The following is a 21,685-nucleotide window of genomic DNA, read 5'->3' as shown; positions in this document are numbered from 1 at the left end:
CAAGCCACGCATGATCGATCGTCGCCGCAAAAGCAGCCTGAAGCGAACGCAGCAGCGCATGGCCGTGCTTTTCATCCTGCCGGCGCTGGCCGTCTACGCCCTGTTCGTCCTCTATCCCTTGGCGATGTCGCTGTGGGGCAGCTTCTTCATCTGGAAGGGGCTGCGCATCACCGAGTTCGCCGGCCTGTCGAATTTTTCGCGCCTGTTCGTTTTCCCCAGTAGCGCCAGGCTCTACGGCGCGCTCTGGCACAACACCGCCTGGTTCTTCGGCATCATGGTCTTCCAGAACGGCATCGGACTGCTGTTCGCCTGGCTGCTGTTCCTGCGTGATCGAGGTGCGGCCTTCTTCCAGTCGGTTTTTTTCTTCCCCGCGGTGCTGAGCCCGGTCATCGTCGGTGCGCTGTGGCGCCTGCTCCTGGCGCCGGGCGGCGTGGTCGAATGGGCGCTGAACGGGCTTGGCCTGCACCAGGGCAGCCTGACCGTGCTTGGCAACAGCCACACCGCGCTGGCCATGCTGGTCGCCGTCGACGCCTGGAACTGGATGGGCCTGCCGGTGCTGATCTACACGGCGGGCCTGCGGCAGATTTCGGGCCAGATCTTCGAGGCGGCGAAACTCGACGGCGCCGGCAATGCGCGCATGCTGTTCTCCGTCGCGCTGCCCTTGCTGATGCCGGCGCTGGGCACGCTGACGACTTTGTCCTTTATCAACACCTTCAACCAGTTCGACATCGTCTATGTGATGCAAGGCGTGCAGGGCAATCCGAGCTATTCGACCGACACGCTGGTGACCTATTTCTACAGGCTGGCCTTCGGCGCGGAGGGCGCCGTCGGCATCACCGACATCGGCCTGGCGCTGGCGTTGGGCACCATGCTGTTCCTCATCCTCAGCGTCGGCACGCTGTTGATGCTGCGTTTCTTCGACCGCCGCACGGTGCAGCTATGAGCGCGCTGACCATGGCAGGCAATCCCGTGATCTCGCGCCGGCTTTCGCGGCTGCCCGGCTGGACGGTGCTTGCCCTGTGGACGGCGGCCGTGCTGCTGCCGCTCTACATCCTCGTCGTCTCCTGCTTCAAGTCGACGGCCGAAATCTACGACAACCGGCTCGGCCTGCCGGCAAGCTGGGCCTTCGACAATTTCGTCAACGCCTGGACGCGCGCCGACCTCGGCCACAATTTCATCAACAGCCTGATCGTCACCGCCGGGACGGTCATCCTCACCATCGTCGTCTCGGCCATGGCCGCCTATCCGCTCAGCCGTTACCGGCTGGGCTGGAACGCCATCATGCTCGGCCTGTTCCTGTCCGGCATCATGCTGCCGATAAGGCTCGCCTCGGTCGAGCTGTTCACGCTGATGCGCAATCTCGGCCTGCTGGATTCCCTGACCGGACTGATCCTCGTCTATTCGGCGATCCGCATTCCCTTCGCCGTCTTCATCTTCGCCAATTTCATGCGCGTCCTGCCCTCCGAACTCGACGAGGCGGCACGCATGGACGGCGCCGGCGAGGTCCGCATCCTGTTCCAGATCATCCTGCCGATGGTGAAGCCGGCGGTGTCGATCGTCGCCATCTTCACGGCGATCGCCGTGTGGAACGACTTCTTCTTCCCGCTGATCTTCATCTTCGACGACCGCTACAAGACCGTGCCGCTGGCCATCAGCGTCTTCGTCGGCCAGTACCGCACCGATTGGGGCCTGGTGTTCGCCTCGCTGGCGATCTCCATGGCGCCGATCCTGATCATGTATTGTCTGCTCGCCCGCCAGATTCGAGAGGGCGTAGGCGCCGGGGGAGGCATGAAATGATCGAGGACAGGATCTATGCCGCCAAATCCATCCTGGTCGTCGGCGCGCATGCCTTCGATGCCGAGGTGATCGCCGGACCGCTGGCGGCGGCCGCCGTAATGAGGGGCGCCACGGTGACGTTCCTGCACCTGAGCATGGGCGAGCAGGGCCATCCGTGCCTGATCCCCGAGCACTATTGCGCTCAGAAGGAAGAGGAAGCGGGCAGGGCCGCCGCTCGCCTCGGCGTCGCCATACGCAATCTTGGCCTGCATGACGCCTTCCTGCCTTCCGACGACGAGACGGCGCTGAAACTGTGCGATGTCATTCGCGAGCTGAAGCCGGAAGTGGTCATAACCCATTGGCACGGCAGCTGGCACAAGGACCATCGCGCCGCAGCCAAGCTGACGCAGACCGGCATCTTCTTCGCCGCCCTTCCGACTGTTGCGCGCGACCATGCCGCCTTTACGCCGGGCTTGCTGCTGTTCGGCGAGAACTGGGAGGACGATGACGGTTTCCGCCCCGAGCACCTGGTCGACGTCAGCGACGGCTTCGAGGCGTGGAGCGAGGCGGTGCATGAATACGAGCTGGCGCGGGGCCTGAGCAGCTTCCCCTATGTCGATTACTACAGCGCGCTCTACCGTCTGCGTGGCTGCCTGCGCGGCACGCGCCATGCGCAGGCCTTCGCGGCGGCCTCGCATTCCTGGAACGCCGGCAGCGGTCTGTTCGCGCCGCCGGCTGCCGGAGGGCGCCGATGACGCGGGTTCTGGCCATCGATCTCGGCGGCACCAATCTGCGCGCTGCCGTCCAGTCCGGCAATGTCAGCGCGCTGGAGAGGCCGAGCCGCGAACCGGCGCCGGCAAGCCTTGATGCCTTCGTCGCCCGTATCACGGCGCTTTGCGCCGAGGCTGGCGCGGTCAAGGCGTTGGGCCTGGCGGTGCCAGGTCTCGTCGAGGGGTCGGTCTGCCGCTGGATCCCGAATCTCCCTTGGCTCGACGGTGTCGACATCGCGGCGCTGTTCCCGCGGTTGCGCGTCGCCGTTGGCAATGACGCGCAGATCGCCCTGCTGGCGGAAGCCGTTGAAGGCAGCGCGAAGGGCATGTCGGATGCGATCCTGCTGGCAATCGGCACGGGCATAGGCTCGGCGGTGCTCGCCAACCACCGCATCGTCGCCGGCACGCATGGCGGCGCCTGCTCGTTCGGCTGGGCCTGCGCCGACATCAAGGACCATGGCGAGGAGCGCAGCGGCTGGCTGGAGCGCGTTGCATCGGGCCGTGCGCTTGACGCGCTTGCCGGTCAGGTCGGCCTTGCCAGCGGCCGCCAGCTGATCGCGGCTGCCCAGGCGGGCGAACTCGCGGCACAGACCTTGCTCGAGCTGCCGGCGCGCCGGCTGGGCACCGCGCTTGCCGGCGCCGTCGCGCTGCTCGACCCCCAGGTGATCCTGGTTTCCGGCGGCCTTGCCGATGCGCTTGACGTCATCGGACCGCCGCTGCTTGCCGCGCTGCGGCGCCAACTGCCGCCGCATCTGCGCGGCATTTCTCTCAAGGCTGGCGCGTTCGGCCCTGGCGCAGGCCTGGTCGGTGCGGCAGTGGCCGGGCAGGCCGGAAGCGGGTGGAGACAGATCCGATGAGTGAAGCCAGTTTTCAGCAGCCGGATCGCAGAAGGCCCGAGCCGCTCTGGTATCAGGTCGAGGAGGCCATCCGCGCCATCGTCAAGAGCGGCGAATGGGCGACGGGCGACCAGATCCCGGCCGAAGACCGGCTGGGCGCGCTGTTCGGGGTCAGCCGCATCACGCTGCGCCACGCTTTGCGCAATCTGGAGGAAAGCGGATTGCTGCGCCGCGAACACGGACGCGGCACCTTCGTGCGCTCCACCACGCTCGTCGCCGGCACCCGCGAACTGACGAGCTTCACTCAGGAGATGGGCAATATCGGCGTCGTTGCCGGCTCGCGCCTGCTCGATTGCAGCCTCACCACCGCCAATGCGGCAGCGGCCGGCGCGCTGGAGATTGAGGAGGGTGACCCGGTGGTGCGCATCCGGCGGCTGCGGCTCGGCAACAACGAACCGATCGGCATCCAGACGGCGCAGCTCTCAGCCGCACGTGTGCCGGGCTTCCTCGACGCCGGCCTGCTGCAGGGATCGCTGTACGAAGCGCTGGAGCGCCACTACGGCATCGTGCCGGTGGCGGCGCGCGAGAATTATCGCGTCGGCGCGGTTGGCGCGGCGGATGCCGAGCTGCTCGATCTGCCGATCGGCAGTCCGGCTTTCGTGGTCGAGCGTATCGCCACCGACGAGCGCGGTCCGTTCGAGTTCACCGTCTCCATCATGCGTGGCGACCGCTACGAGATACGCTCGACGCTGCGCGCCGGGCGCGTCCCGTCAAATCCGCGAAGCTGATCCATCATCACCCAAGCAGACACTAACAGGAGTACCCACGTGTCCGACCTCTACATTCACCGTCTCGCCGCCCTCATCGACCAGGCAGCGAAAACCAATGAAGCGGCCTTTGCCCAGGCAGCCAGCCGCTTTGCCGACTCGCTTGAAGGCGGCGGTCTGATCCATCTCTACGGTTCAGGCCATTCGGTGCTGCCGGTGCAGGAAGTGTTTCCGCGTTACGGCAGCTATGTCGGTTTCAACCCGCTGACGGACCCGCGCGTGATGTGGCACAATGTGCTCGGCGCCGGCGGCGTGCGTGAGCTGCTGTGGCTGGAGCGCACCGAGAAATACGCCGAAAAATTCCTGGATCATCAGCCGCTCAACAAGGGTGACTCCATCATCATCTTCGGCCACAGCGGCCGCAACTCTTCCGGCATCGATACGGCGCTCTATGCCAGGAAGCGCGGCATCTTCGTCGTTGCGGTCACCAGCAAGAACAATCTCGACAAGCCCGCGACGCACTCCTCCGGCAAGCGACTGGCCGACGCGGCCGATCTCGTCATCGACACCTGCTCGCCGATCGAGGATGCGATCGTGCCGGTCGAGGGCTGGAGCCGTCCGGTCTCCGGCTCTTCGACGGTGCTCGCCATGATCCTGGCGCATGAGCTGGTCGCGCGTACCGCCGAGCAGCTCGCCAAGCGCGGCATCGAACTGCCGGTCTTCGCCTCGCCGACGATCGCGGGCGTGACCCTGCACGACACCGATGTCATCTACGGCGTCTACCGCGAACGCATGCTGGAAGCACAGAAAAAGCACCTGCCGGCCTTCCAGGCGACGATGCGGGGCGAATGATGTTCGGGGCGGGAGGCGTCGCGGACGCCTCCCGCCCATGGATGCGCCCAATGCGAACTTATCATCGTCGATGCAAGACCCGGGCCTATCCCCTTGGCTTCCTTCCGAAGCTCCAGTGTTGCTTTGAAAGCGTAAATAAATAATTTGACGCGCGTAATGACTCTGCGATCTATTGGGAACCGTTAAAACTTGACTGGACAAGTTCGGTCGAGCATTGCTGCTTCCAGGCAACGGCCGCCTGACTGGTGTCGGCCGGGGCGGCGGGCGAGGGCAAGGGACCCTGAATATCGATGGCGGAAAAGACGCACCGCACGATGGATGACTTCGCCCGGGCGTGCGGCGTGTCACGGCCGACCCTGTCGAAATATTTCGATGATCCGACGAGCGTCAAGCCGGCGACGCGCGCCCGCATCGAGGCCGCGCTTCGCTCCTCGGATTATCAGCCGAACCTCTTCGCCCGCAATCTCAACCGCAAGCGCACCCGCAATGTCGGCATCGTCGTGCCGGCGATTACCGATCCGTTCTATGCCGAGATGGTCAGCCGCATTGAACTGCGCTGCCGCGACGAGGGTTTTTGGCCGATCGTCATCTCCTCGCACGGTTCGCCCAGGCTTGAGTCGGAATCGGTCAAGACGCTCACCTCGCTGAAGGTGGCCGGCGCCATCGTGGCCCCGCTGGGATCGGTCTCCGAGCCGGGCGTCTTCGAACGGATGGGCAAAGACATCCCGATCGTCTATTTCGACACCTATATCGAGGGTGACACGCCCTTCGTCGGCAACGACAACCACCAGAGCACGTCGATCATGGTCGATTATCTCTGCCGGTCCGGCGAGCCGCCGGTGTATGTCGACATCCCGCACGTCAACCACAATTCGGGCGAGCGACTGCAAAGCTATATCGAGACGATGCGGGCCGCCGGCCTTGAGCCTGTCGTCATCAACGCGGCGCGCGACTACACCTGGGACTTCGAGCGGATCGGCCATGAATGGATGGAAAGGACGCTCGACAAGGGAGGCCTGCCTGGTCGCACCATCCTGTGCGCCAATGACCGGCTCGCCTTCGGCATCATGTCGGCCGCTTTCACGCGCGGGCTGAAGATCGGCCGCAAGCCCGATTGCGACTTCCGTGTCGCCGCCCATGACGACCACCCGTTGAGCCGCTACACCTGTCCGCCGCTCACCACCATGGCGCAGGACTTCGCCGCAATGGCCGGCCGCAGCGTCGAGATCTTGCTGGCCTTGCTCGACGAGGCCCGCCCGCCCGCGCATGACCTCGTGCGAAACGTCAAGCTCGGCGCGACCCTGGTGATGCGTCAGTCGGCCTGAGCGCGCGTCTGCAATTGGAGCCAGGCCGCGGCCTCGCTCATCGCTTGCCGCGCGGCGAGAATGTAGCGGCCCATCGAGACGAAGCCGTGGATCTGGCCCGGCCAGTGCCGCAGGACCAGCGGCACCCCTTCAGCAAGCAGGCGTTCGCCATAGGCGGTCCCTTCGTCGGCCAGGATATCGTGACCGGCGGTCACGACAAACGCCGGCGCCGCGCCTGCAAGGCTCGGTGCCAGCAGCGGCGAAACGCGCCAGTCCTTGATGTCGTCCGGGGTGCGCACATAGTGGTCGCGGAACCAGGCCATGGTGGCGGCGGTCAGTCCAAAGCCGTTGCCGAAACGGCGGTAGCTGTCCGCCGTCTGGCGGGCATCGGTGTTGGGATAGATCAGGATCTGGGCGGCAAGCGGCGGTGCTTGCCCATCGCGGGCGAGCAGTGCCAGCACGGCGGCAAGATTGCCGCCGGCGCTGTCGCCGGCAACGGCGATACGGGCAGGATCGATGCCGAGCTCCCCGGCGTCTTGCGCGATGAAGCGGAGCGCTGCCGCGCAGTCTTCGAGCCCGGCGGGGAATTTGTGCTCTGGTGCCAGTCGATAATCGGGGCAGACGACGAGGGCATTGGCCAGATTGGCCAGCCAGCGGCAGATCTCGTCATGCGAATCGAGATTGCCGATGACCCAGCCGCCGCCATGCAGATAGAGCACGGCGCGCGCGCCGGTTCGCGGTGCGCCGATGCCGCGATGGATGCGGATCGGAACCGGGCCGTTCGGTCCGCCGATCTGCCGCTGCGACGTCGCCGCGACCGGCTCATGTTCGCCCTGCTGCGCCGGGAACGAAGCGTTGTAGGCGGCCCGCGCCGCCGCCACGCTGCCGTTCTCGAACGGCGCACCGCCGGCCGCGCGGCCGATTTCCAGGGCACGCAGAGCATCAGGATCGAGCGTCATCGCAATCTCCGTCATGATTGCATCTAGGCGAGCAGGCCGCGCGCCTCGTCCTCCGAGAGTAGGGCCGGCTGGACGACATCGCCAGCAATGGCGACCGGGTTTTTCGTTTCGCCGGAGTGCAGGATCGCCTCCATGATCTCCAGCACATGCAGCGCCAGATTGCCGGACGCCCGGGGCGTGGCACCTGTCGCGAGCGAACGCACGAGGTCGGCGACGCCGAGCATGCGATAATTGGCGCGGTCGGGCGCGGCATAGGGCCAGTTACGGGCGCCGTAGAGTTCGCCCTCGCTGGGGAAATCCTTCCACTCGGCGCCGCGCTCGGACAAGGACACGGTGCCGCCGAACGTGTCGGGGTCGGGCAGGCGCAGCGAGCCCTCCGTGCCGTGCAGTTCGATCGGATGGTTGGAGTGCTTGAAGACGTCCCATGAGGCGCCGAAGGTGACTGTCGCGCCCGACCGGAATTCGAGCAGCGACAGCACGTTGGTCGGCGTGCCGACCTTGAAGGTCGTGTTCTTGAACGGTCCCTCGGCTGATATCAGCCGCTCCTGCTGGCCCCGCGTCGCCATTGCCATGACGCGTTGGATGGGACCGAGCAAATTGACCAGCATGGTCAGATAGTAGGGGCCCATGTCGAACACCGGGCCGCCGCCCGGCTGGTAGTAGAATTGTGGGTTGGGGTGCCAGTGCTCCATGCCGCGGCCCATCATGAAGGCTGTGCCGGTCACGGCGCGGCCGATGGCGCCTTCATCCATCAGGCGGCGCGCCCGCCGGCCGGCGGCGCCGAGGAAAGTATCGGGGGCCGAGCCGAGCAGCAGCCCTCGCTTGGCCGCCTCCGACACCAGGCGGCGCCCGTCGCTGGCCGAGGTCGCCAGCGGCTTTTCGGTGAACACATGCTTGCCCGCCGAAAGCGCCGAAAGCGAAACGTCGAAATGCGCAGCCGGGATGGTCAGGTTGAGGACGAGATCGATCTCGGGATCGGCCAGCATCGCATCGACGCCGAGCGCACGGATGCCATATTCCTTGGCGCGCAAGGTAGCCATGTCGGCCGAGATGTCGGCGCAGGCGCGCAGCTCGATGCCGCCGAAAAGCGCGGCATTGCGCAGGTAGGTCATCGAGATGTTGCCGCATCCGACGACGCCGATCCCAAGCTTCGTCTTCGATTGTCCGTGCATTTTCTTGTCGTTCCTCCGATGCGGCCACGCTCTGCCCGATCCGTTGCCCGCCAATGGATCATCCCTCGCAGCCGCTATACAACATATTGAATATTGACGCGCGTAAAATTTTTATAGACCATGCGAAACCCAGGGGCGCCAAGGAAACCCAGGGCGGCGTCAAGGAATGAACGACATGACGAAGACGAAGCTCAAGATCGGCTGCCAGACCTTCACCTGGGAGATGCTCGGCAAGGCCTGGACCGGCGGCCCCGACGATCTCCTGAAGGCGATCGCCGACGGCGGCTATGCCGGCATCGAGATCACCGACACCATGATCGGCCGCTATGCAGGCAAACCGACGGAGTTCGCCGCGGCGCTTGGAGCATCCGGCCTGACGCTGGTCTCCTTCGCCTTCGGTTCGAAAAGCGGCTTCACGCTGAAGGACGAGATCGGCGCCGATCTCGAAACCGCGAGGCGCCGGATCGATTTCGCTGCCGCGTTCCCAGGTGCGCTTGTCTCGATGGGCTCGGCGACCGTCGTCTCCAACGGCTCGCGCGACGACAAATTCGCTATCGCCGCGGAGGTCTACAACAGGGCCGGCGAGCTCGGGCGCAAGGCCGGCGTCCAGGTCGCAGTGCATCCGAGTTCGCACCACAACACGCTGCTGTTCGACCGCGCCGACTACGACGCGATCTTTGCCTTGCTCGAACCCGACCTGGTCGGCTGGGTGCCCGATACCGGCCACATATTGCGCGGCCACAAGGACATGGCCGATACGCTTACCACCTACCGCGACCGCATCCGCTACATCCATCTGAAGGACGTCGACGCCAAGGGCGATTGGGCGATGCTGGGTAAAGGCGTCTGCGACACGCCTGAAGTGATCGAGATCGTCGGTGCGGCGCCGCGCTTCAACGGCTGGCTGGTGCTTGAAGAAGAATCCGACACGGCCGCGGCCGATCCTGCCGGCGCGGTCAAGACCAACCGCCAGACGATGCGCGGCTACGGGGCCTGAGACGATGATCGGGAAACAGGACAGGCGCCTCAGGGTCGGCGTGCTCGGCTGCGGCCCCATCGCGCAGTTCGCGCATCTGGAATCCTGTGCAAAGGCCAGCAATGCCGACCTCTACGCCATTTGCGACGCCGCACCCGACCTGCTCGCCCGCATGGGCGCCACCTACGAGCCGCGGAAGATGTATGCCGACTATGACGAGATGCTCGCCGATCCGGAGCTGGAAGCGGTCATCGTCGCCACCTCGGACGCCTATCACGTGCCGATGTCGATCAAGGCGCTCGACGCCGGCAAGCATGTGCTGTGCGAAAAGCCGATCGGAACTTCGGTCGAGGAAGGCGAGGCGCTGGCGGCGGCGGTGAAACGCTCCGGCAGGATCCTGCAGGTCGGCCACATGAAACGCTTCGATCCGGCGCTGGAGGCGGCGCGCGACTTCGTGCGCGACGAAATGGGCGAGGTGCTGGCGCTGAAGGCCTGGTATTGCGATTCCACCCACCGCTACACCAATACGGATGCGGTGCAGCCGCTGCCTGTCACCAGCAAGCTGGCGAAGAAACCGTCCGGCAATCCGAAGGCGGATCTCCGGCAGTATTTCATGCTGGCGCACGGCTCGCATCTGGCCGATACGGCCCGCTTCCTCTGCGGCGAGATCACGGCCGTACGCGCCCGTCTCAACGAACGCTTCGGCGCCTATTGCTGGTTCGTCGAGACCGAGTTCGCCAGCGGCGCGCTCGGCCATCTCGATCTCACCGTCGCCGTACGCATGGACTGGCACGAGGGTCTCCAGCTCTATGGCGAGAACGGCTCCGTCATCGCCAAGACGTTCAATCCCTGGTACTTCCGCGCCAGCGAGGTCGATATCTTCCATGAGAAGGACGCGACCTCGCGAAAACCGCTCGGCGCCGACGGCCATTTCTTCCGCCGCCAACTGGAAGGTCTCGCCGACACGGTGCTGAACGGCGCGCCGATGCGCGGCGCCAATGTCGAGGACGGCATTGCCTCGATCCGCGCCATGGTCGCCATTGCCCGCTCTGTCGAGACCGGCGAACGGATTGAGCTCGCTTCAGTCTCGGGTGCGGTCTGATGCGTCTCGGCGTCTTCGCCAAGACCTTTGCGGGCACCGAGCCGGCTGTTGTGCTGGCGGCCGTGCGGCAGGCGGGCTATGAGACGACGCAATTCAATCTCGCTTGCGCCGGCCTGCCGTCGATGCCCGATGCGGTGCCTGACGCAGCCATTCCGGCCATCCGCGCCGCCGCCCGATCAACAAGCGTATCGCTCGCCGCCCTGTCGGGCACCTACAACATGGCGCATCCAGACAAGGCGGTGCGCGATGATGGTCTTCGCCGCCTTGCCGTCGTCATCGATACAGCCGCCGCCCTCGACATTCCGCTGGTCACGCTCTGCACCGGCTCGCGCAATGCAGCCGACCAATGGGCCTATCATCCCGACAACGCCACACCGGCCGCCTGGTCCGACATGGCCACTGAGATGGAAAAGGCGCTGGCGCTGGCCGAAGGGGCAGGCGTCGATCTCGGCATCGAGCCCGAACAGGCCAACATCGTCACCTCGGCGAAGGATGCCACCCGCTTGATCGCCGACATGGGCTCGAAGCATCTGAAGGTCGTGCTCGATCCGGCGAACCTGTTCGAGCATGCGACGCCGGGCGAGGCGCGCGCCATCGTCGCGGCGGCGATCGACGAGGCCGCTGCCCATATAGCCATGGCGCATGCCAAGGACAGGCATGGCGACGGCCGCTTCGCCACAACAGGGGAGGGCATTGTCGATTTTCCGGATTTCGTCGCGCGGCTGAACGCTGTGAAATTCGATGGCCCGCTTGTCACGCACGGATTGTCGGCCGACGAAGCTCCCGCCGTCGCCGCGTTTCTGCGCGGGCTGCTCCGATGAGCGTCGCACCGACAATGATGCTTCGCGACGATGCTGCGCTTCGTATCTTCGACACGGAGCAAGGCAGGCTTTCCGTCGTCTTCCAGCACGGTCTCGGCGGTGATGCCGCCCAGGTGGCGCAGAATTTTCCCGACAGCCCGTCGCGACGCCGGCTCACCGTCGAATGCCGGGCCCAAGGCGGCTCCGGTGCCGGCCATAAGCGCCCCTTTTCGATCGCCATGTTCGCCGACGACGTGCTGGCCGCCGCCGATGCGGCCGGCATCGAACGCTTCGTCGCCGGCGGCATCTCGATGGGTGCGGCGATCGCGCTGCGCCTGGCCGTCCGGCATCCCGAGCGCGTCAGCGGCCTGGTGCTGGTCCGGCCTGCCTGGGCCTTCGACGCGGCCCCTGAAAACATGCGTCCCTATGCGGCAGTGGCCGAGCTCATCCGAAACCGTCCGCCGAACGAGGCGCGCGCCATCTTTGCCGCTTCGGCCACGGCGGCCCGGTTCCGCGCCGAGGCACCCGATAATCTGGCGTCCTTGCTCGGTTTCTTCGAACGCGACAATGCAGCGGACTTCGCCGAAATGATGCAGGCAGTCGCCGGCGATGGACCCGGCGTCTCGCGTGGCGTGGCCGGCTCGCTCGCTGTCCCCACACTGGTCATCGGCAGCGGTACCGATCTCGTCCATCCGTTGGCGATTGCGCGCGAACTGGCGAAGACAATCCTCAACGCGATCTTCACCGAGGTGACACCGAAGGCCACCGACAAGGATCGCCACTTCGCCGAAATCCGTGCCGCGATCGGCGGCTTTCTCGATAAAAATTTCAACAACCAGGACCAGTCATGATCTCGAAACTCCTTTCAGGCCCGGCCGCCATCGCCGCATTGCCGCGCGATCGTCTGATCGCCGAATTCTCGCTGTGGTCGGCCGATCTCGCCAATTTCGAGAGCGACCTCAGGCGCATCGAACCCTATGTCGATCTTCACCACATCGATGTCGCTGACGGCCACTTCGCGCCGTCCTTCCTGTTCTTTCCCGATCTGGTCGCTCGCATCGCCAAGCTGACGGCCAAGCCCATCCATGTCCATCTGATGGTCGACGGGACAATCGTCGGGGAACAGACGCGCCAATTCATCGAGGCCGGCGCCGACATGATCAGCGTCCATGCCGAGAATGGCGAAGCAGGATTGCGCGCTGTGCGGCTGGCGCGCGAACTTGGCGCCGAAGCCGGCGTCGTGCTGCGGCTGGAAACGCCGGTCGAAGCGGTGAGGCCCTTCGTGTCCGAAGTCGCGTTCGTCACGCTTCTGGGAACCGCGATCGGCGTCAAGGGGCAAGGCCTTTCGGAGAAAGCCTGCGACAGGTTGGTTGAGGCCCGCGCCATCCTGCGCAAGACCGGACGCGAGGCGGACGTGGTTCTTGCCGCCGACGGCGGCATCCGCCATGAGACCGTGCCGCTGCTGCGTGCCGCGGGTGCCGAGACCGTGGTTCTTGGTTCGCTCGCCTTCGGTGACAAGGATCTGGCCGGCCGCATTGGCTGGCTGCACGGGCTGAAAGTCGCGGCATGAGCAACGAGGCCGCTCTCGCGATCGATCTGGGCGGCACCGAGCTTCGTGCCGCCCTGGTCGACCGTGATGGCAAGATACTGGCGTTCGCGGCGGTGCCGACGCAGGCGCAGGCCGGTCCCGAAGTGGTGATCGGCCAGATCGAGGCTCTCGCCGCGACCATCCATGCCGAGGCGCCGGCGCTCGCCATCCTCGGTGTCGGCGTCGGCGCGCCGGGACCGCTCGATCCGCTGGCCGGCATCGCGGTCGGGCCGCCGACGCTTGCCGGCTGGCTGGACGTGCCGCTGGCCGACATCCTCGAGCGGCGGCTCGGCCTGCCGGTGCGGCTGGAGAACGACGCCAATGCGGCAGCGCTCGGCGAGTGGCGCTTCGGCGTCGGCCACCGCGCCCGTTCGCTTGTCTTCGTCACCGTCTCGACCGGCATTGGCGGCGGCGTCGTCGCCGACGGGCGCATCCTGCACGGCCGCCGCGGCCTTGCCGCCGAGATCGGCCATATGACCATCACCGATGAAGGCGAGCGCTGCATGTGCGGTGTCGTCGGCTGTTTCGAGGCCATCGCTTCGGGCACCGCGCTCGGCCGCCGCGCCAATGCCGCGACGTCGGCCTTCGACGGCTCGACGCTGCGCCGCCTCTCGGCCAACGGCGAGGTGACGGGCCGCCATGTCGTCGATGCGGCGCGGCTGCAGGACGATCTCGCCCTGGCCCTGCTCGAGGAGGAAGCGCGCTGGCTCGGCGTCGGCTTCACTAACCTCCTGCATCTCTATTCGCCCGACGTGCTGGTCGTCGGCGGCGGCATCGCCAATGGCCTCGATCTGATGGCTCCGGCAATAGAGGCGACCATCCGCCAGCGCGCCATGCGCGCCTATCGCGACGTGCCGGTGGTTCAGGCCCAGCTCGGCCGCCACGCCGGGCTGATCGGCGCGGCGAGCCTTGTCCTGTTCGACGACGGCACAGCCCGCGTGCCTGTCGAAGGGCCAAGCAGATATCCCGGACACGAGGGCGGACACTGATGGCCGAGCTCAAGCTGCGCGGCGTGCGCGTCCTGCTGCCTCACACGGTGAGCACACGAAAAACGGCCGGAGGCGGCGATGCCTCCGGCCATTTGCTATCGCTGTGCGGCCGTTGTGATTACTCGGCTGGAACGATGTCCGCCGGCAGGCTGTCGTCGGCCGTTCCCGCCAGCGCCCTGGCCAGCTTGGCCTCGTCGAGCTCGCCTTCCCAGCGCGCCACCACCAGCGTCGCCACCGCATTGCCGACGAAGTTGGTCAGCGCCCGGCATTCCGACATGAAGCGATCGACGCCGAGGATCAGCGCCATGCCGGCGACAGGCACAGCCGGCACCACCGAAAGCGTGGCGGCAAGGGTGATGAAGCCGGCGCCGGTGATGCCGGCCGCCCCCTTGGAGGAAAGCATCGCCACCAGGAGCAGCAGGATCTGGTCGCCGAAGGAGAGGTGGATGTTCGTCGCCTGCGCGATGAACAGCGCGGCCAGCGTCATGTAGATGTTGGTGCCGTCGAGGTTGAAGGAATAGCCGGTCGGGATGACCAGCCCGACAACCGAGCGCTTCGCGCCGGCCTTCTCCATTTTCTCCATCAGCGAGGGCAGTGCCGCTTCCGAAGACGAGGTGCCCAGCACCAGAAGCAGCTCCTCCTTGATGTAGCGGATCAGCGACAGGATGGAGAAGCCGTTGTAGCGGCAGACGGCGCCCAGCACGATGAACACGAACAGAAAAGCGGTCATGTAGAAGGTGCCGACCAGCATGGCGAGGTTGATGACCGAGACGATGCCGTATTTGCCGATGGTGAAGGCCATGGCACCGAAGGCGCCGATCGGGGCTGCCTTCATCAGCACGCTGACCAGCTTGAACATCGGCGCCATCAGCGCCTGCAGGAAATTGAGCACCGGCGCGCCCTTGTCGCCGACCAGGGCCAGCGCGATGCCGAACAGCACCGAAAAGAACAGCACCTGCAATATGTCGCCGTCGGCGAAGGCGCCGACGATGGTCGTCGGGATGATGTTCATCAGGAAGCCGGTGACCGACTGGTCGTGCGCCTTGGCGGCGTAGCTGTTGACGGTCGCGGCGTCGAGCGTCGCCGGGTCGATGTTGAAGCCGGCCCCGGGCTGCACGACATTGGCCACGATCAGGCCGATGATGAGCGCCAGTGTCGAGAAGGTGAGGAAGTAGAGCATCGCCTTGCCGGCGACGCGGCCTACCTTCTGCAGGTCGCTCATGCCGGCGATGCCGGTGGCGACCGTCAGGAAGATAACCGGGGCGATGATCATCTTGACCAGCTTGATGAAGGCGTCGCCAAGCGGCTTCATGCTCTCGCCGAGCGACGGATAGAAATGGCCGAGCAGGATACCGACGGTGATCGCCACCAGCACCTGCACGTAGAGTTGGGCGTAAAGCGGCTTGCGCTGCGCGGCGGGCACGCGTGATTGGTCTGCCATGTGCATCTGCTATCTCCCTGGCCGGAGGGAACGGCACGCGCCGCCCCGCAAGACTTCTCCCATCGCGGCGCTCCGGTCGCTCGCCGCTGTCGAGAGTTTTGCAAGCGCCGTGCCAGATCGAGAAAAGGCCGGAACCCTGGATTTCCGGCGGTTTTGTCCCCGTTTCAATGGAGGCCTGTGCGGATTTCCGCACTCACCCTTGTTTGCCTGGGCGGAGTTTCGCATTACAGTGGCTGCTGAACAGCGAACGGTGGAGAGGGCAGACGCCGCAGGCAGACACCGATAGCGCATCCCCGGAGTTCGCCGGCCGCGACCTGCTGCGCGAAGCGATGGCCAGGCTGCGTGACGGCCGCTGGCTCATTCTCCTGATCGGCCTGGCAATGCTGGCGGGGGCGGTCGCGATTGCCGGGCGCCTTGCCGCCAACCAGGCTGCCGGCGATCTGCGCGACGGAGCACTGGCAGCCTTGCCGCTGGCGGCGGGCACCTTGACCGGCGAAATCGAAAAGCAGCGTCTCGTTCCCTTGGTGCTGGCACGCGACGATGCCGTGCGCGACGCGTTGCGCCGGGCCGGCAAAACGCAAGAGACGGCGCTCGACGACAAGCTCCGGGCCATTGCCGCCGATGCCTCGGCATCCGCCATCTATGTCATCGACACGGCAGGCATCGCGATATCGGCCAGCAACGCCGGCGAGCCGGGCAGCTTCGTCGGCATCGACTACAATTTCCGCCACTATTTCACCGACGCCATGACCAAGGGCGCCGCCAGCCAGTATGGCCTCGGCACGATCAGCGGCAGGCCGGGACTTTATCTCGCCAGCCGCGTCGATGACGGCAAGACGCCGCTCGGCGTTGCCGTACTGAAGGTCGAACTCGACGGCGTCGAAGCCAATTGGCGCTCCAGCGGCTTTGTCGTCTTCGTCACGGACGAGCGCGGTGTCGTGCTGGCGACCAGCCGGCCCGAGTGGCGGTTCCACGCGCTTGCGCCGCTCTCGGCCGCGGATGCCGCGACAGCTCACGCGCAGCTTCAACTTGCCGAAACCGGCTTCGAACCGCTGCCGATACGACGCGGTGCCGGTGACGGCCTGGCGACAATCGACAATGCCGGAAAATCGCGCCAGTTCGTCGAAGTGGCGCAGGACCTGCCCGGCGCCGTTCCCGGTTGGCGTCTGTGGCTGCTCACGCCTGCCGATGCCGCTTTGACGTCGGCCGCCAACACGGCACGCCTGACCACGCTGCTGGCGCTGCTGTTCACGGGTTTACTTGCCTACGTGCTTCTCAGGCGCCGCCGTGCGCGCCGCGTGAGGCAGGAAGCGCTGGCGCGCATGAATGCTGAACTGGAGAGCAGGGTAAGCACGCGAACGGCGGAACTGACCCGCTCCAACACGGCCCTTGCCGGCGAGATCGCCGAGCGCGAAAACGCCGAGGCCAAGGTCCGCCGACTGCGCGACGACCTCGCCCAGGCCAACCGGCTTTCCATCCTCGGCCAGATCGCCGCCGGCGTCGCGCATGAGATCAACCAGCCGGTGGCGGCGATACGCACCTACGCCGAGAATGCCGGCCGCTTCCTGCATGGCGACAAAGTCGAATCCGTCTCGGGCAACCTGACATCGATCGTGTCGATGACCGAGCGCATCGGCGCCATCACCAGCACGCTGCGCACCTTCGCACGGCGGCCAGGCGTCGCCGCCTCGCCATTGCCCGTGCGCGAAGCGATCGACGGCGCGCTGTCGCTCCTGTCCGGCCGCATCCGCGATTCCGGCGTGACCGTCGTCAAGCCGCGCGGCACCGCCTCGCCGACGGTCATGGCCAGCCGAATCCGGCTGGAGCAGATCCTGGTCAATCTCTTGCAGAATGCGCTGGATGCCCTGAAGGACCGGCCCGATCCGCGCATCGAGATCGAGCTTGCCGAGCGCGACGACAGGGTGCTGGTTTCGGTGCGCGACAATGGACCTGGCCTCGGGCCGGAAGCGGCCGGCAATTTGTTCATGCCGTTCCAGACCACCAAGGAAAAGGGGCTTGGCCTCGGTCTGGTGATCTCGCAGGAGATCGCCCAGGAACTGGGCGGCACGCTGCGCCTCGATCCGGGCAGCACGAAAGGCGCATCCTTCACCATAGATCTGAGGCGAATTGAATGACTGAGGGATCAGGGCTGGTCGCGCTCGTCGAAGACGACGCGGATCTGCTTCACGCCACCACGCAATTGCTCGAGCTTGCCGGCTTCGGCGTGATCGCGTTCAAGGCCGCGGAGGCAGCGCTTGCCGCCGTCGACCGGGATTTCCAGGGCGTGGTTGTCAGCGATATCCGCATGCCCGGCATGAACGGCTTGCAGCTGTTCGATCGCATCAGGGCGATCGACATCGACATACCGGTGATCCTGGTCACCGGGCATGGCGATGTCGATCTCGCGGTGGCGGCGCTCAAGGACGGCGTCTACGATTTCATCCCGAAACCCTATGCGGGCGAGCGCCTTGTCGAGGCACTGAAGCGGGCAAGCGAAAAGCGGCGGCTGGTGATGGAGAACCGGCGGCTGCACGAGGCCGCCGCACAGGCCGCCGACGGCCTGCCGCTGATCGGCGAGGCGCCCGCCATCCGCCGCCTGCGCGAGACCTTGCGTCAGATCGCCGACATGGATGTCGACGTGCTGGTGGAAGGGGAGACCGGCACCGGCAAGGAGGTGGTGGCGGATCTCCTGCACCGATGGAGCCGGCGCCGCGCAAAGCCTTTCGTGGCGCTGAATTGCGGCGCCCTGCCGGAGACCGTCATCGAGAGCGAGCTGTTCGGCCACGAGCCGGGTGCGTTCACCGGAGCGCAGCGGCGGCGGATCGGCCGCATCGAGCATTCCAGCGGCGGTACGCTGTTCCTCGACGAAATCGAATCCATGCCGCCGCCGCTCCAGGTCAAACTGCTGCGGGTGCTGGAAACGCGCAGCCTCACCCCGCTCGGCTCCAACGAAACGCGCCGCCTCGATCTGCGGGTCGTCGCGGCAACGAAGGTCGATCTAGGCCGGCCGGACCAGCGCGGCGATTTCCGCGAGGATCTCTATTTCCGCCTCAACGTCGTGACGCTACGCATCCCGCCGCTGCGCGAGCGGCGCGGCGACATCCCGATGCTGTTCGGGCATTTCCTGGGCAAGGCCTCGCAGCGTTTCGGCCGTCCTGTCGCGGCCGTGAATGCCGCGGTGAGCGACCATCTCCAGTCGCATGACTGGCCGGGCAATGTGCGCGAGCTCGCGCATTTTGCCGACCGGGTCGCGCTTGGCCTCGGGCCCGACGAGGAGGCCAGGGCAACGTCCGCGCGCTTGCCGGAGCCCTCGGCGGCGCTGCCCGAACGGGTCGGCCGCTACGAGGCGCAACTCATCCGCGAGGCTTTGCGCGATCATGCCGGCGACGTGCGCGGGGCCATCGACGCACTCGGCGTGCCGCGCAAGACTTTCTACGACAAGCTCAAGCGCTACGGCATTTCCGCCTCCGAATTCCGCAATGGTGGCGACCCGGACCGGCAAGCTGTTCGGGAACGGACTTAGGCGTTGCGCAGGCGCTCCGGCCTTCGTAACTCTGTTCGTCTCCCGTTGCGCATTTCGGATGAGCCATGATCACGACACTTGAAACGACGGCAACCCCCTTGCCCGAGGAGCTCGCCTTTCTCGGCGAGCGGTTGATGGCGTTCAACGACGGCGATGTCGGCGCTTCCGAAAGGAAGGCCCTTGCGGTGTTCGTGCGTGATGAAGCCGGCGCGATTGTCGCGGGCATTTCGGGCTACACCGCCTGGGGCTGGCTTTACGTGCAATGGCTGTGGGTCGACGAAAGGCTGCGCGGTCGGCACATGGCCGGCACGATGCTGGACGCGGCTGAGAAGGAGGCGATGGCGCGCGGCTGCCAGAACGCCTGGATCGACACCTTCAACCCCAACGCCGCCAGGGTCTATCGGCGCCAGGGCTATCAGCCCTTCGGAACACTCGCCGATTTCCCCGTCGGCCGCAGCCGCGTCTTCCTGCAGAAAAAACTGTCGGCGGGCTGATCAACCGGCCAGCCGTCCGCCGCGCATCGGCTGCGGCGCGCCCGTCGTGCTGGGGAAACTGATCGGCAGGCCGCGCAGCACGCGCACCGCCAAAAAGGCAAAACACTCCGCCTCCACCGCGTCGCCGCTCCAGCCGAGGCTTTCGGCCTGCACCACCTCGACACCGGCGCGGCTGGCGATCATTGCCATCATCGTCGGGTTGTGGCGGCCGCCGCCGCTGACCACCAGTCTTTTCGGCCGGCTCGGCAGAAGATCGAGTGCCTTGCCGACCGCGGCGGCGGTGAAGGCGGTCAAAAGCGCGGCGCCGTCCTCGGCGCTCAGGCCATCCGCCATGGTGGCGCCGAAGTCGAAACGGTCCAGCGATTTCGGATAGGGTTTGGTCAAATAGGGGTGTTGCAGCAGCTTGGCGAGCCGGGCTTCGTCGACCGTTCCCCCCCGGCCAAGCGCGCCGTCGCGGTCCATTTCGCCGAGCCCCTTTGACTTGATGAAGTCGTTGAGCGGCGCGTTGGCGGGGCCGGTGTCGAAGGCAACGACATTGTCGCCGCCGTCCCACCAGGTGATGTTGGCGACGCCGCCTAGGTTGAGCACGGCTACCTCGCCACTGGCGCCGGCGCTGCGCATCAGCGCGGTGTGATAGGCGGCCGCCAACGGCGCGCCCTGTCCTCCGGCGCGCATGTCGGCAGAGCGGAAATCATAGGCGACCTTGGTGCCGAGGATCGCATGCATCAACTCGCCGTCGCCGAGCTGCCGGGTCTGTCCGAGCCGGCCGATTTGCGGCGCGCGATGCAGCACGGTCTGGCCGTGGAAGCCGACGACGCCGATATCCGCCATTGTCATCCCATGGCCTTCGACGAGCTCCCTGACCGCCGCCGATTGCGCGCGCGTCAGCGCCTCCTCGGCCTCGCGGAAGATCGCCGGCTCCGGTCCGGCAAAATTCCAGCCCCGCGCCTGCTTAAGCGTCTCTTCCAGCAGCGAGCGGATCGACGGGGGGTAGGGCATCAGCCGGTAGGTGCCGAAATCGTCGATGCGCTCGCCATCTGTCTTGATCAGGGCGACATCGATGTTGCCGTCCAGCACGGTGCCGGTCATCAGGCCGACGGCCCAGATGGATTCCATTATCGAACTCCATTGATGAGATCGCCGACCGCTTGGCGAAGCGCGACGATTCCGCTGTCGAAGTGACGTGTCGGATGGATCCGGTTGGTAAGCAAGGTCCAGGCCTTTCCCTTGTCGAAGTCGATCCACAGCCCCGTACCGGTAAAGCCGGTGTGGCCTATCGTTTGCGGGCTGCACAAGGCGCCGCCGGACCAGCCGTCATAAGGACGCTCCCAACCGTGGGTGCGGGTAGCGGACAAGGGCGTGCGCATCAGCGCGATCGACCGTTCGGATGCGCCGTCCAGCAGCCCTTGGGCGAAATCGAGCACCGAGGCCGCCGTGCCGAACAGGCCGGCATGGCCGGCGCCTTGCAGCGCCGCGCAATTGTCGTCGTGCACCTCGCCGGACAGAACCCGATGGCGCCAGGTGCAGTCTTCTGTTGCAGCGGCTAGATCGGGCTCGGCGGACCACGCAAAGCCCGGGCCGGGCTCCATGTCCCGGATGCTTTTCCCCGACAGCCGTTCGAGCGCAAAGCCGAGCAGGATGAAATTGATGTCGGAATAAACGGGATCGCGGGCCCGCCATTCCCGTTGCAGGATGAAGGCGCGCAGCAAGTCGGGGTCGCGCCCATAGGTATAGATCGGTTCGACGGCCGGGAAGGGCGTCTGGTGCCCGAGGCACTGGCGAAACGTCACCTTCCGCTCCCAGGCATTCGCGTCGTACTGGCGTAGGTCCCGCAGCACCGAGACGAGTGGTGCGTCGAGATCGATGGCACCGTCCTGAGCCAGCGCCAGAATGCGCGGCGTGGTGAAGATCACCTTGGTCAGGGATGCCAGGTCGAACCAGCTCTCCTCACGCATCGGTCGCTGCTTAGGCACGAGTTGGGCTGAGCCGATCGCCCTGGTGATGCGGTCGCCATTCCTGTCAACGATGCCGAGCACGCCACCGGGGATGCGCTTGGCGGCAACTGCCGCTGCGAGTGGTTGGAACGCGCGGTCGAAGATCTGGGCGAGGTTGGTCAATGCGGGCCTCCTGAAAGGCCGAGTTCCGTCACACCCCCCTCTGCCCTGCCGGGCATCTCCCCCGCAAGGGGGGAGATTGGCAGAGTTGATGTCCCGCCAGCCTTCCAACATCGGAGATTGGCGAAAGCCGAGGCGACATCCGATCTCCCCCCTTGCGGGGGAGATGCCCGGCAGGACAGAGGGGGGTGCTGTCCCGCCGACCTAACCGAGCCCAGGGCA

General features: G+C 66.1%; 21 protein-coding genes. 16 read left to right on the top strand and 5 right to left on the bottom strand.

Going from position 1 to position 21,685, the window contains the following annotated elements:
- Positions 1 to 10: 10 nt before the first annotated feature.
- The 7 genes from FJ867_RS20565 to FJ867_RS20535 all read left to right on the top strand — a co-directional run bounded on the left by FJ867_RS20565 (position 11) and on the right by FJ867_RS20535 (position 6,326).
- Positions 11 to 943 carry a sugar ABC transporter permease gene (locus tag FJ867_RS20565; protein WP_140514575.1) on the top strand — a complete coding sequence of 311 codons (933 nt, stop codon included), beginning with the start codon at positions 11 to 13 and terminating at the stop codon, positions 941 to 943.
- Entirely contained in the window at positions 940 to 1,797 is an 858-nt protein-coding gene (locus FJ867_RS20560) for a carbohydrate ABC transporter permease (RefSeq protein WP_140555548.1), read from the top strand. The genes FJ867_RS20565 and FJ867_RS20560 overlap by 4 nt, the downstream gene beginning before the upstream one ends.
- Positions 1,794 to 2,531 (top strand): PIG-L family deacetylase, encoded by a 738-nt coding sequence (locus tag FJ867_RS20555; RefSeq protein WP_140583859.1) that lies wholly within the window; start codon positions 1,794 to 1,796, stop codon positions 2,529 to 2,531. Before FJ867_RS20560 ends, FJ867_RS20555 begins: the two co-directional genes overlap by 4 nt.
- Positions 2,528 to 3,403, top strand: a complete 876-nt coding sequence (locus FJ867_RS20550) for an ROK family protein (protein WP_140520923.1) — start codon at positions 2,528 to 2,530, stop codon at positions 3,401 to 3,403. The genes FJ867_RS20555 and FJ867_RS20550 overlap by 4 nt, the downstream gene beginning before the upstream one ends.
- Positions 3,400 to 4,170, top strand: a complete 771-nt coding sequence (locus tag FJ867_RS20545; RefSeq protein WP_140497696.1) for a GntR family transcriptional regulator — start codon at positions 3,400 to 3,402, stop codon at positions 4,168 to 4,170. The genes FJ867_RS20550 and FJ867_RS20545 overlap by 4 nt, the downstream gene beginning before the upstream one ends.
- A 39-nt stretch (positions 4,171 to 4,209) precedes the next feature.
- The gene (locus FJ867_RS20540) at positions 4,210 to 5,001 is read left to right on the top strand and encodes an SIS domain-containing protein (protein WP_140514582.1); all 792 of its coding nucleotides are present in this window, start codon (positions 4,210 to 4,212) and stop codon (positions 4,999 to 5,001) included.
- 290 nt (positions 5,002 to 5,291) lie between these two features.
- Positions 5,292 to 6,326, top strand: a complete 1,035-nt coding sequence (locus FJ867_RS20535; protein ID WP_140497700.1) for a LacI family DNA-binding transcriptional regulator — start codon at positions 5,292 to 5,294, stop codon at positions 6,324 to 6,326.
- Here FJ867_RS20535 and FJ867_RS20530 read toward each other — a convergent pair.
- Together FJ867_RS20530 and FJ867_RS20525 are read right to left on the bottom strand one after the other, a co-directional pair.
- Positions 6,314 to 7,264, bottom strand: coding sequence for an alpha/beta hydrolase (locus tag FJ867_RS20530; protein ID WP_140818482.1), 951 nt, complete (start codon positions 7,262 to 7,264; stop codon positions 6,314 to 6,316). The two genes, FJ867_RS20535 and FJ867_RS20530, sit on opposite strands and share 13 nt — an antisense overlap.
- Positions 7,265 to 7,287: 23 nt before the next feature.
- The gene (locus FJ867_RS20525; protein ID WP_140818425.1) at positions 7,288 to 8,436 is read right to left on the bottom strand and encodes a Gfo/Idh/MocA family oxidoreductase; all 1,149 of its coding nucleotides are present in this window, start codon (positions 8,434 to 8,436) and stop codon (positions 7,288 to 7,290) included.
- Between the two features lie 175 nt (positions 8,437 to 8,611).
- Here FJ867_RS20525 and FJ867_RS20520 point away from each other — a divergent pair, with 175 nt between their 5' ends.
- The 6 genes from FJ867_RS20520 to FJ867_RS20495 are packed head-to-tail and all read left to right on the top strand — an operon-like array spanning position 8,612 to position 13,891.
- On the top strand, positions 8,612 to 9,433 hold the full coding sequence (locus FJ867_RS20520; protein WP_140818423.1) for a sugar phosphate isomerase/epimerase: 822 nt from the start codon (positions 8,612 to 8,614) through the stop codon (positions 9,431 to 9,433).
- A gap of 4 nt (positions 9,434 to 9,437) precedes the next feature.
- Positions 9,438 to 10,514: a Gfo/Idh/MocA family oxidoreductase gene (locus tag FJ867_RS20515; protein ID WP_140818421.1), complete on the top strand. Its 1,077-nt coding sequence runs from the start codon at positions 9,438 to 9,440 to the stop codon at positions 10,512 to 10,514.
- Complete coding sequence (locus FJ867_RS20510; RefSeq protein ID WP_140818419.1) at positions 10,514 to 11,335, top strand: sugar phosphate isomerase/epimerase; 822 nt, start codon at positions 10,514 to 10,516, stop codon at positions 11,333 to 11,335. The genes FJ867_RS20515 and FJ867_RS20510 overlap by 1 nt, the downstream gene beginning before the upstream one ends.
- Entirely contained in the window at positions 11,332 to 12,165 is an 834-nt protein-coding gene (locus tag FJ867_RS20505) for an alpha/beta hydrolase (RefSeq protein WP_140555535.1), read from the top strand. Before FJ867_RS20510 ends, FJ867_RS20505 begins: the two co-directional genes overlap by 4 nt.
- On the top strand, positions 12,162 to 12,884 hold the full coding sequence (locus tag FJ867_RS20500; RefSeq protein ID WP_140520915.1) for a ribulose-phosphate 3-epimerase: 723 nt from the start codon (positions 12,162 to 12,164) through the stop codon (positions 12,882 to 12,884). Before FJ867_RS20505 ends, FJ867_RS20500 begins: the two co-directional genes overlap by 4 nt.
- Entirely contained in the window at positions 12,881 to 13,891 is a 1,011-nt protein-coding gene (locus FJ867_RS20495) for an ROK family protein (protein WP_140818417.1), read from the top strand. Before FJ867_RS20500 ends, FJ867_RS20495 begins: the two co-directional genes overlap by 4 nt.
- A gap of 118 nt (positions 13,892 to 14,009) precedes the next feature.
- Here the strand turns inward: FJ867_RS20495 and FJ867_RS20490 are convergent, their stop codons facing one another.
- The gene (locus FJ867_RS20490; protein ID WP_181168403.1) at positions 14,010 to 15,332 is read right to left on the bottom strand and encodes a dicarboxylate/amino acid:cation symporter; all 1,323 of its coding nucleotides are present in this window, start codon (positions 15,330 to 15,332) and stop codon (positions 14,010 to 14,012) included.
- Positions 15,333 to 15,661: 329 nt separating this feature from the next.
- On the opposite strand from FJ867_RS20490, the gene FJ867_RS20485 reads away from it, so the two are divergent.
- From FJ867_RS20485 to FJ867_RS20475, 3 genes are all read left to right on the top strand, one after another.
- The gene (locus FJ867_RS20485) at positions 15,662 to 17,467 is read left to right on the top strand and encodes a sensor histidine kinase (protein WP_140818413.1); all 1,806 of its coding nucleotides are present in this window, start codon (positions 15,662 to 15,664) and stop codon (positions 17,465 to 17,467) included.
- Complete coding sequence (locus tag FJ867_RS20480) at positions 17,464 to 18,855, top strand: sigma-54 dependent transcriptional regulator (protein WP_140663202.1); 1,392 nt, start codon at positions 17,464 to 17,466, stop codon at positions 18,853 to 18,855. The genes FJ867_RS20485 and FJ867_RS20480 overlap by 4 nt, the downstream gene beginning before the upstream one ends.
- Positions 18,856 to 18,920: 65 nt before the next feature.
- Entirely contained in the window at positions 18,921 to 19,349 is a 429-nt protein-coding gene (locus FJ867_RS20475; protein WP_140663198.1) for a GNAT family N-acetyltransferase, read from the top strand.
- Here the strand turns inward: FJ867_RS20475 and FJ867_RS20470 are convergent, their stop codons facing one another.
- Together FJ867_RS20470 and FJ867_RS20465 are read right to left on the bottom strand one after the other, a co-directional pair.
- Positions 19,350 to 20,465: an anhydro-N-acetylmuramic acid kinase gene (locus FJ867_RS20470; RefSeq protein ID WP_140497724.1), complete on the bottom strand. Its 1,116-nt coding sequence runs from the start codon at positions 20,463 to 20,465 to the stop codon at positions 19,350 to 19,352.
- A complete protein-coding gene (locus FJ867_RS20465) occupies positions 20,465 to 21,466 on the bottom strand; it encodes a serine hydrolase (RefSeq protein WP_140818411.1) in 1,002 nt (333 codons plus the stop codon). The genes FJ867_RS20470 and FJ867_RS20465 overlap by 1 nt, the downstream gene beginning before the upstream one ends.
- Positions 21,467 to 21,685 lie beyond the last annotated feature (219 nt).

It is taken from the genome of Mesorhizobium sp. B2-5-3, assembly GCF_006441005.1.
Classification (GTDB): Bacteria; Pseudomonadota; Alphaproteobacteria; order Rhizobiales; family Rhizobiaceae; genus Mesorhizobium.
The sequence above is the reverse complement of the archived record's forward strand: the minus strand, read 5'-3'. Positions and strand labels throughout refer to the sequence as shown.

Bases quoted from the DNA above. Each gene is read 5' to 3' on its own strand.
- FJ867_RS20485 (WP_140818413.1), top strand. From the start codon at position 15,662: ATGGCCAGGCTGCGTGACGGCCGCTGGCTCATTCTCCTGATCGGCCTG.
- FJ867_RS20545 (WP_140497696.1), top strand. From the start codon at position 3,400: ATGAGTGAAGCCAGTTTTCAGCAGCCGGATCGCAGAAGGCCCGAGCCG.
- FJ867_RS20530 (WP_140818482.1), bottom strand. From the start codon at position 7,264: ATGACGCTCGATCCTGATGCTCTGCGTGCCCTGGAAATCGGCCGCGCG.
- FJ867_RS20490 (WP_181168403.1), bottom strand. From the start codon at position 15,332: ATGGCAGACCAATCACGCGTGCCCGCCGCGCAGCGCAAGCCGCTTTAC.
- FJ867_RS20555 (WP_140583859.1), top strand. From the start codon at position 1,794: ATGATCGAGGACAGGATCTATGCCGCCAAATCCATCCTGGTCGTCGGC.
- FJ867_RS20475 (WP_140663198.1), top strand. From the start codon at position 18,921: ATGATCACGACACTTGAAACGACGGCAACCCCCTTGCCCGAGGAGCTC.
- FJ867_RS20515 (WP_140818421.1), top strand. From the start codon at position 9,438: ATGATCGGGAAACAGGACAGGCGCCTCAGGGTCGGCGTGCTCGGCTGC.
- FJ867_RS20470 (WP_140497724.1), bottom strand. From the start codon at position 20,465: ATGGAATCCATCTGGGCCGTCGGCCTGATGACCGGCACCGTGCTGGAC.
- FJ867_RS20565 (WP_140514575.1), top strand. From the start codon at position 11: ATGATCGATCGTCGCCGCAAAAGCAGCCTGAAGCGAACGCAGCAGCGC.
- FJ867_RS20510 (WP_140818419.1), top strand. From the start codon at position 10,514: ATGCGTCTCGGCGTCTTCGCCAAGACCTTTGCGGGCACCGAGCCGGCT.
- FJ867_RS20550 (WP_140520923.1), top strand. From the start codon at position 2,528: ATGACGCGGGTTCTGGCCATCGATCTCGGCGGCACCAATCTGCGCGCT.
- FJ867_RS20505 (WP_140555535.1), top strand. From the start codon at position 11,332: ATGAGCGTCGCACCGACAATGATGCTTCGCGACGATGCTGCGCTTCGT.
- FJ867_RS20520 (WP_140818423.1), top strand. From the start codon at position 8,612: ATGACGAAGACGAAGCTCAAGATCGGCTGCCAGACCTTCACCTGGGAG.
- FJ867_RS20495 (WP_140818417.1), top strand. From the start codon at position 12,881: ATGAGCAACGAGGCCGCTCTCGCGATCGATCTGGGCGGCACCGAGCTT.
- FJ867_RS20480 (WP_140663202.1), top strand. From the start codon at position 17,464: ATGACTGAGGGATCAGGGCTGGTCGCGCTCGTCGAAGACGACGCGGAT.
- FJ867_RS20525 (WP_140818425.1), bottom strand. From the start codon at position 8,436: ATGCACGGACAATCGAAGACGAAGCTTGGGATCGGCGTCGTCGGATGC.
- FJ867_RS20500 (WP_140520915.1), top strand. From the start codon at position 12,162: ATGATCTCGAAACTCCTTTCAGGCCCGGCCGCCATCGCCGCATTGCCG.
- FJ867_RS20535 (WP_140497700.1), top strand. From the start codon at position 5,292: ATGGCGGAAAAGACGCACCGCACGATGGATGACTTCGCCCGGGCGTGC.
- FJ867_RS20560 (WP_140555548.1), top strand. From the start codon at position 940: ATGAGCGCGCTGACCATGGCAGGCAATCCCGTGATCTCGCGCCGGCTT.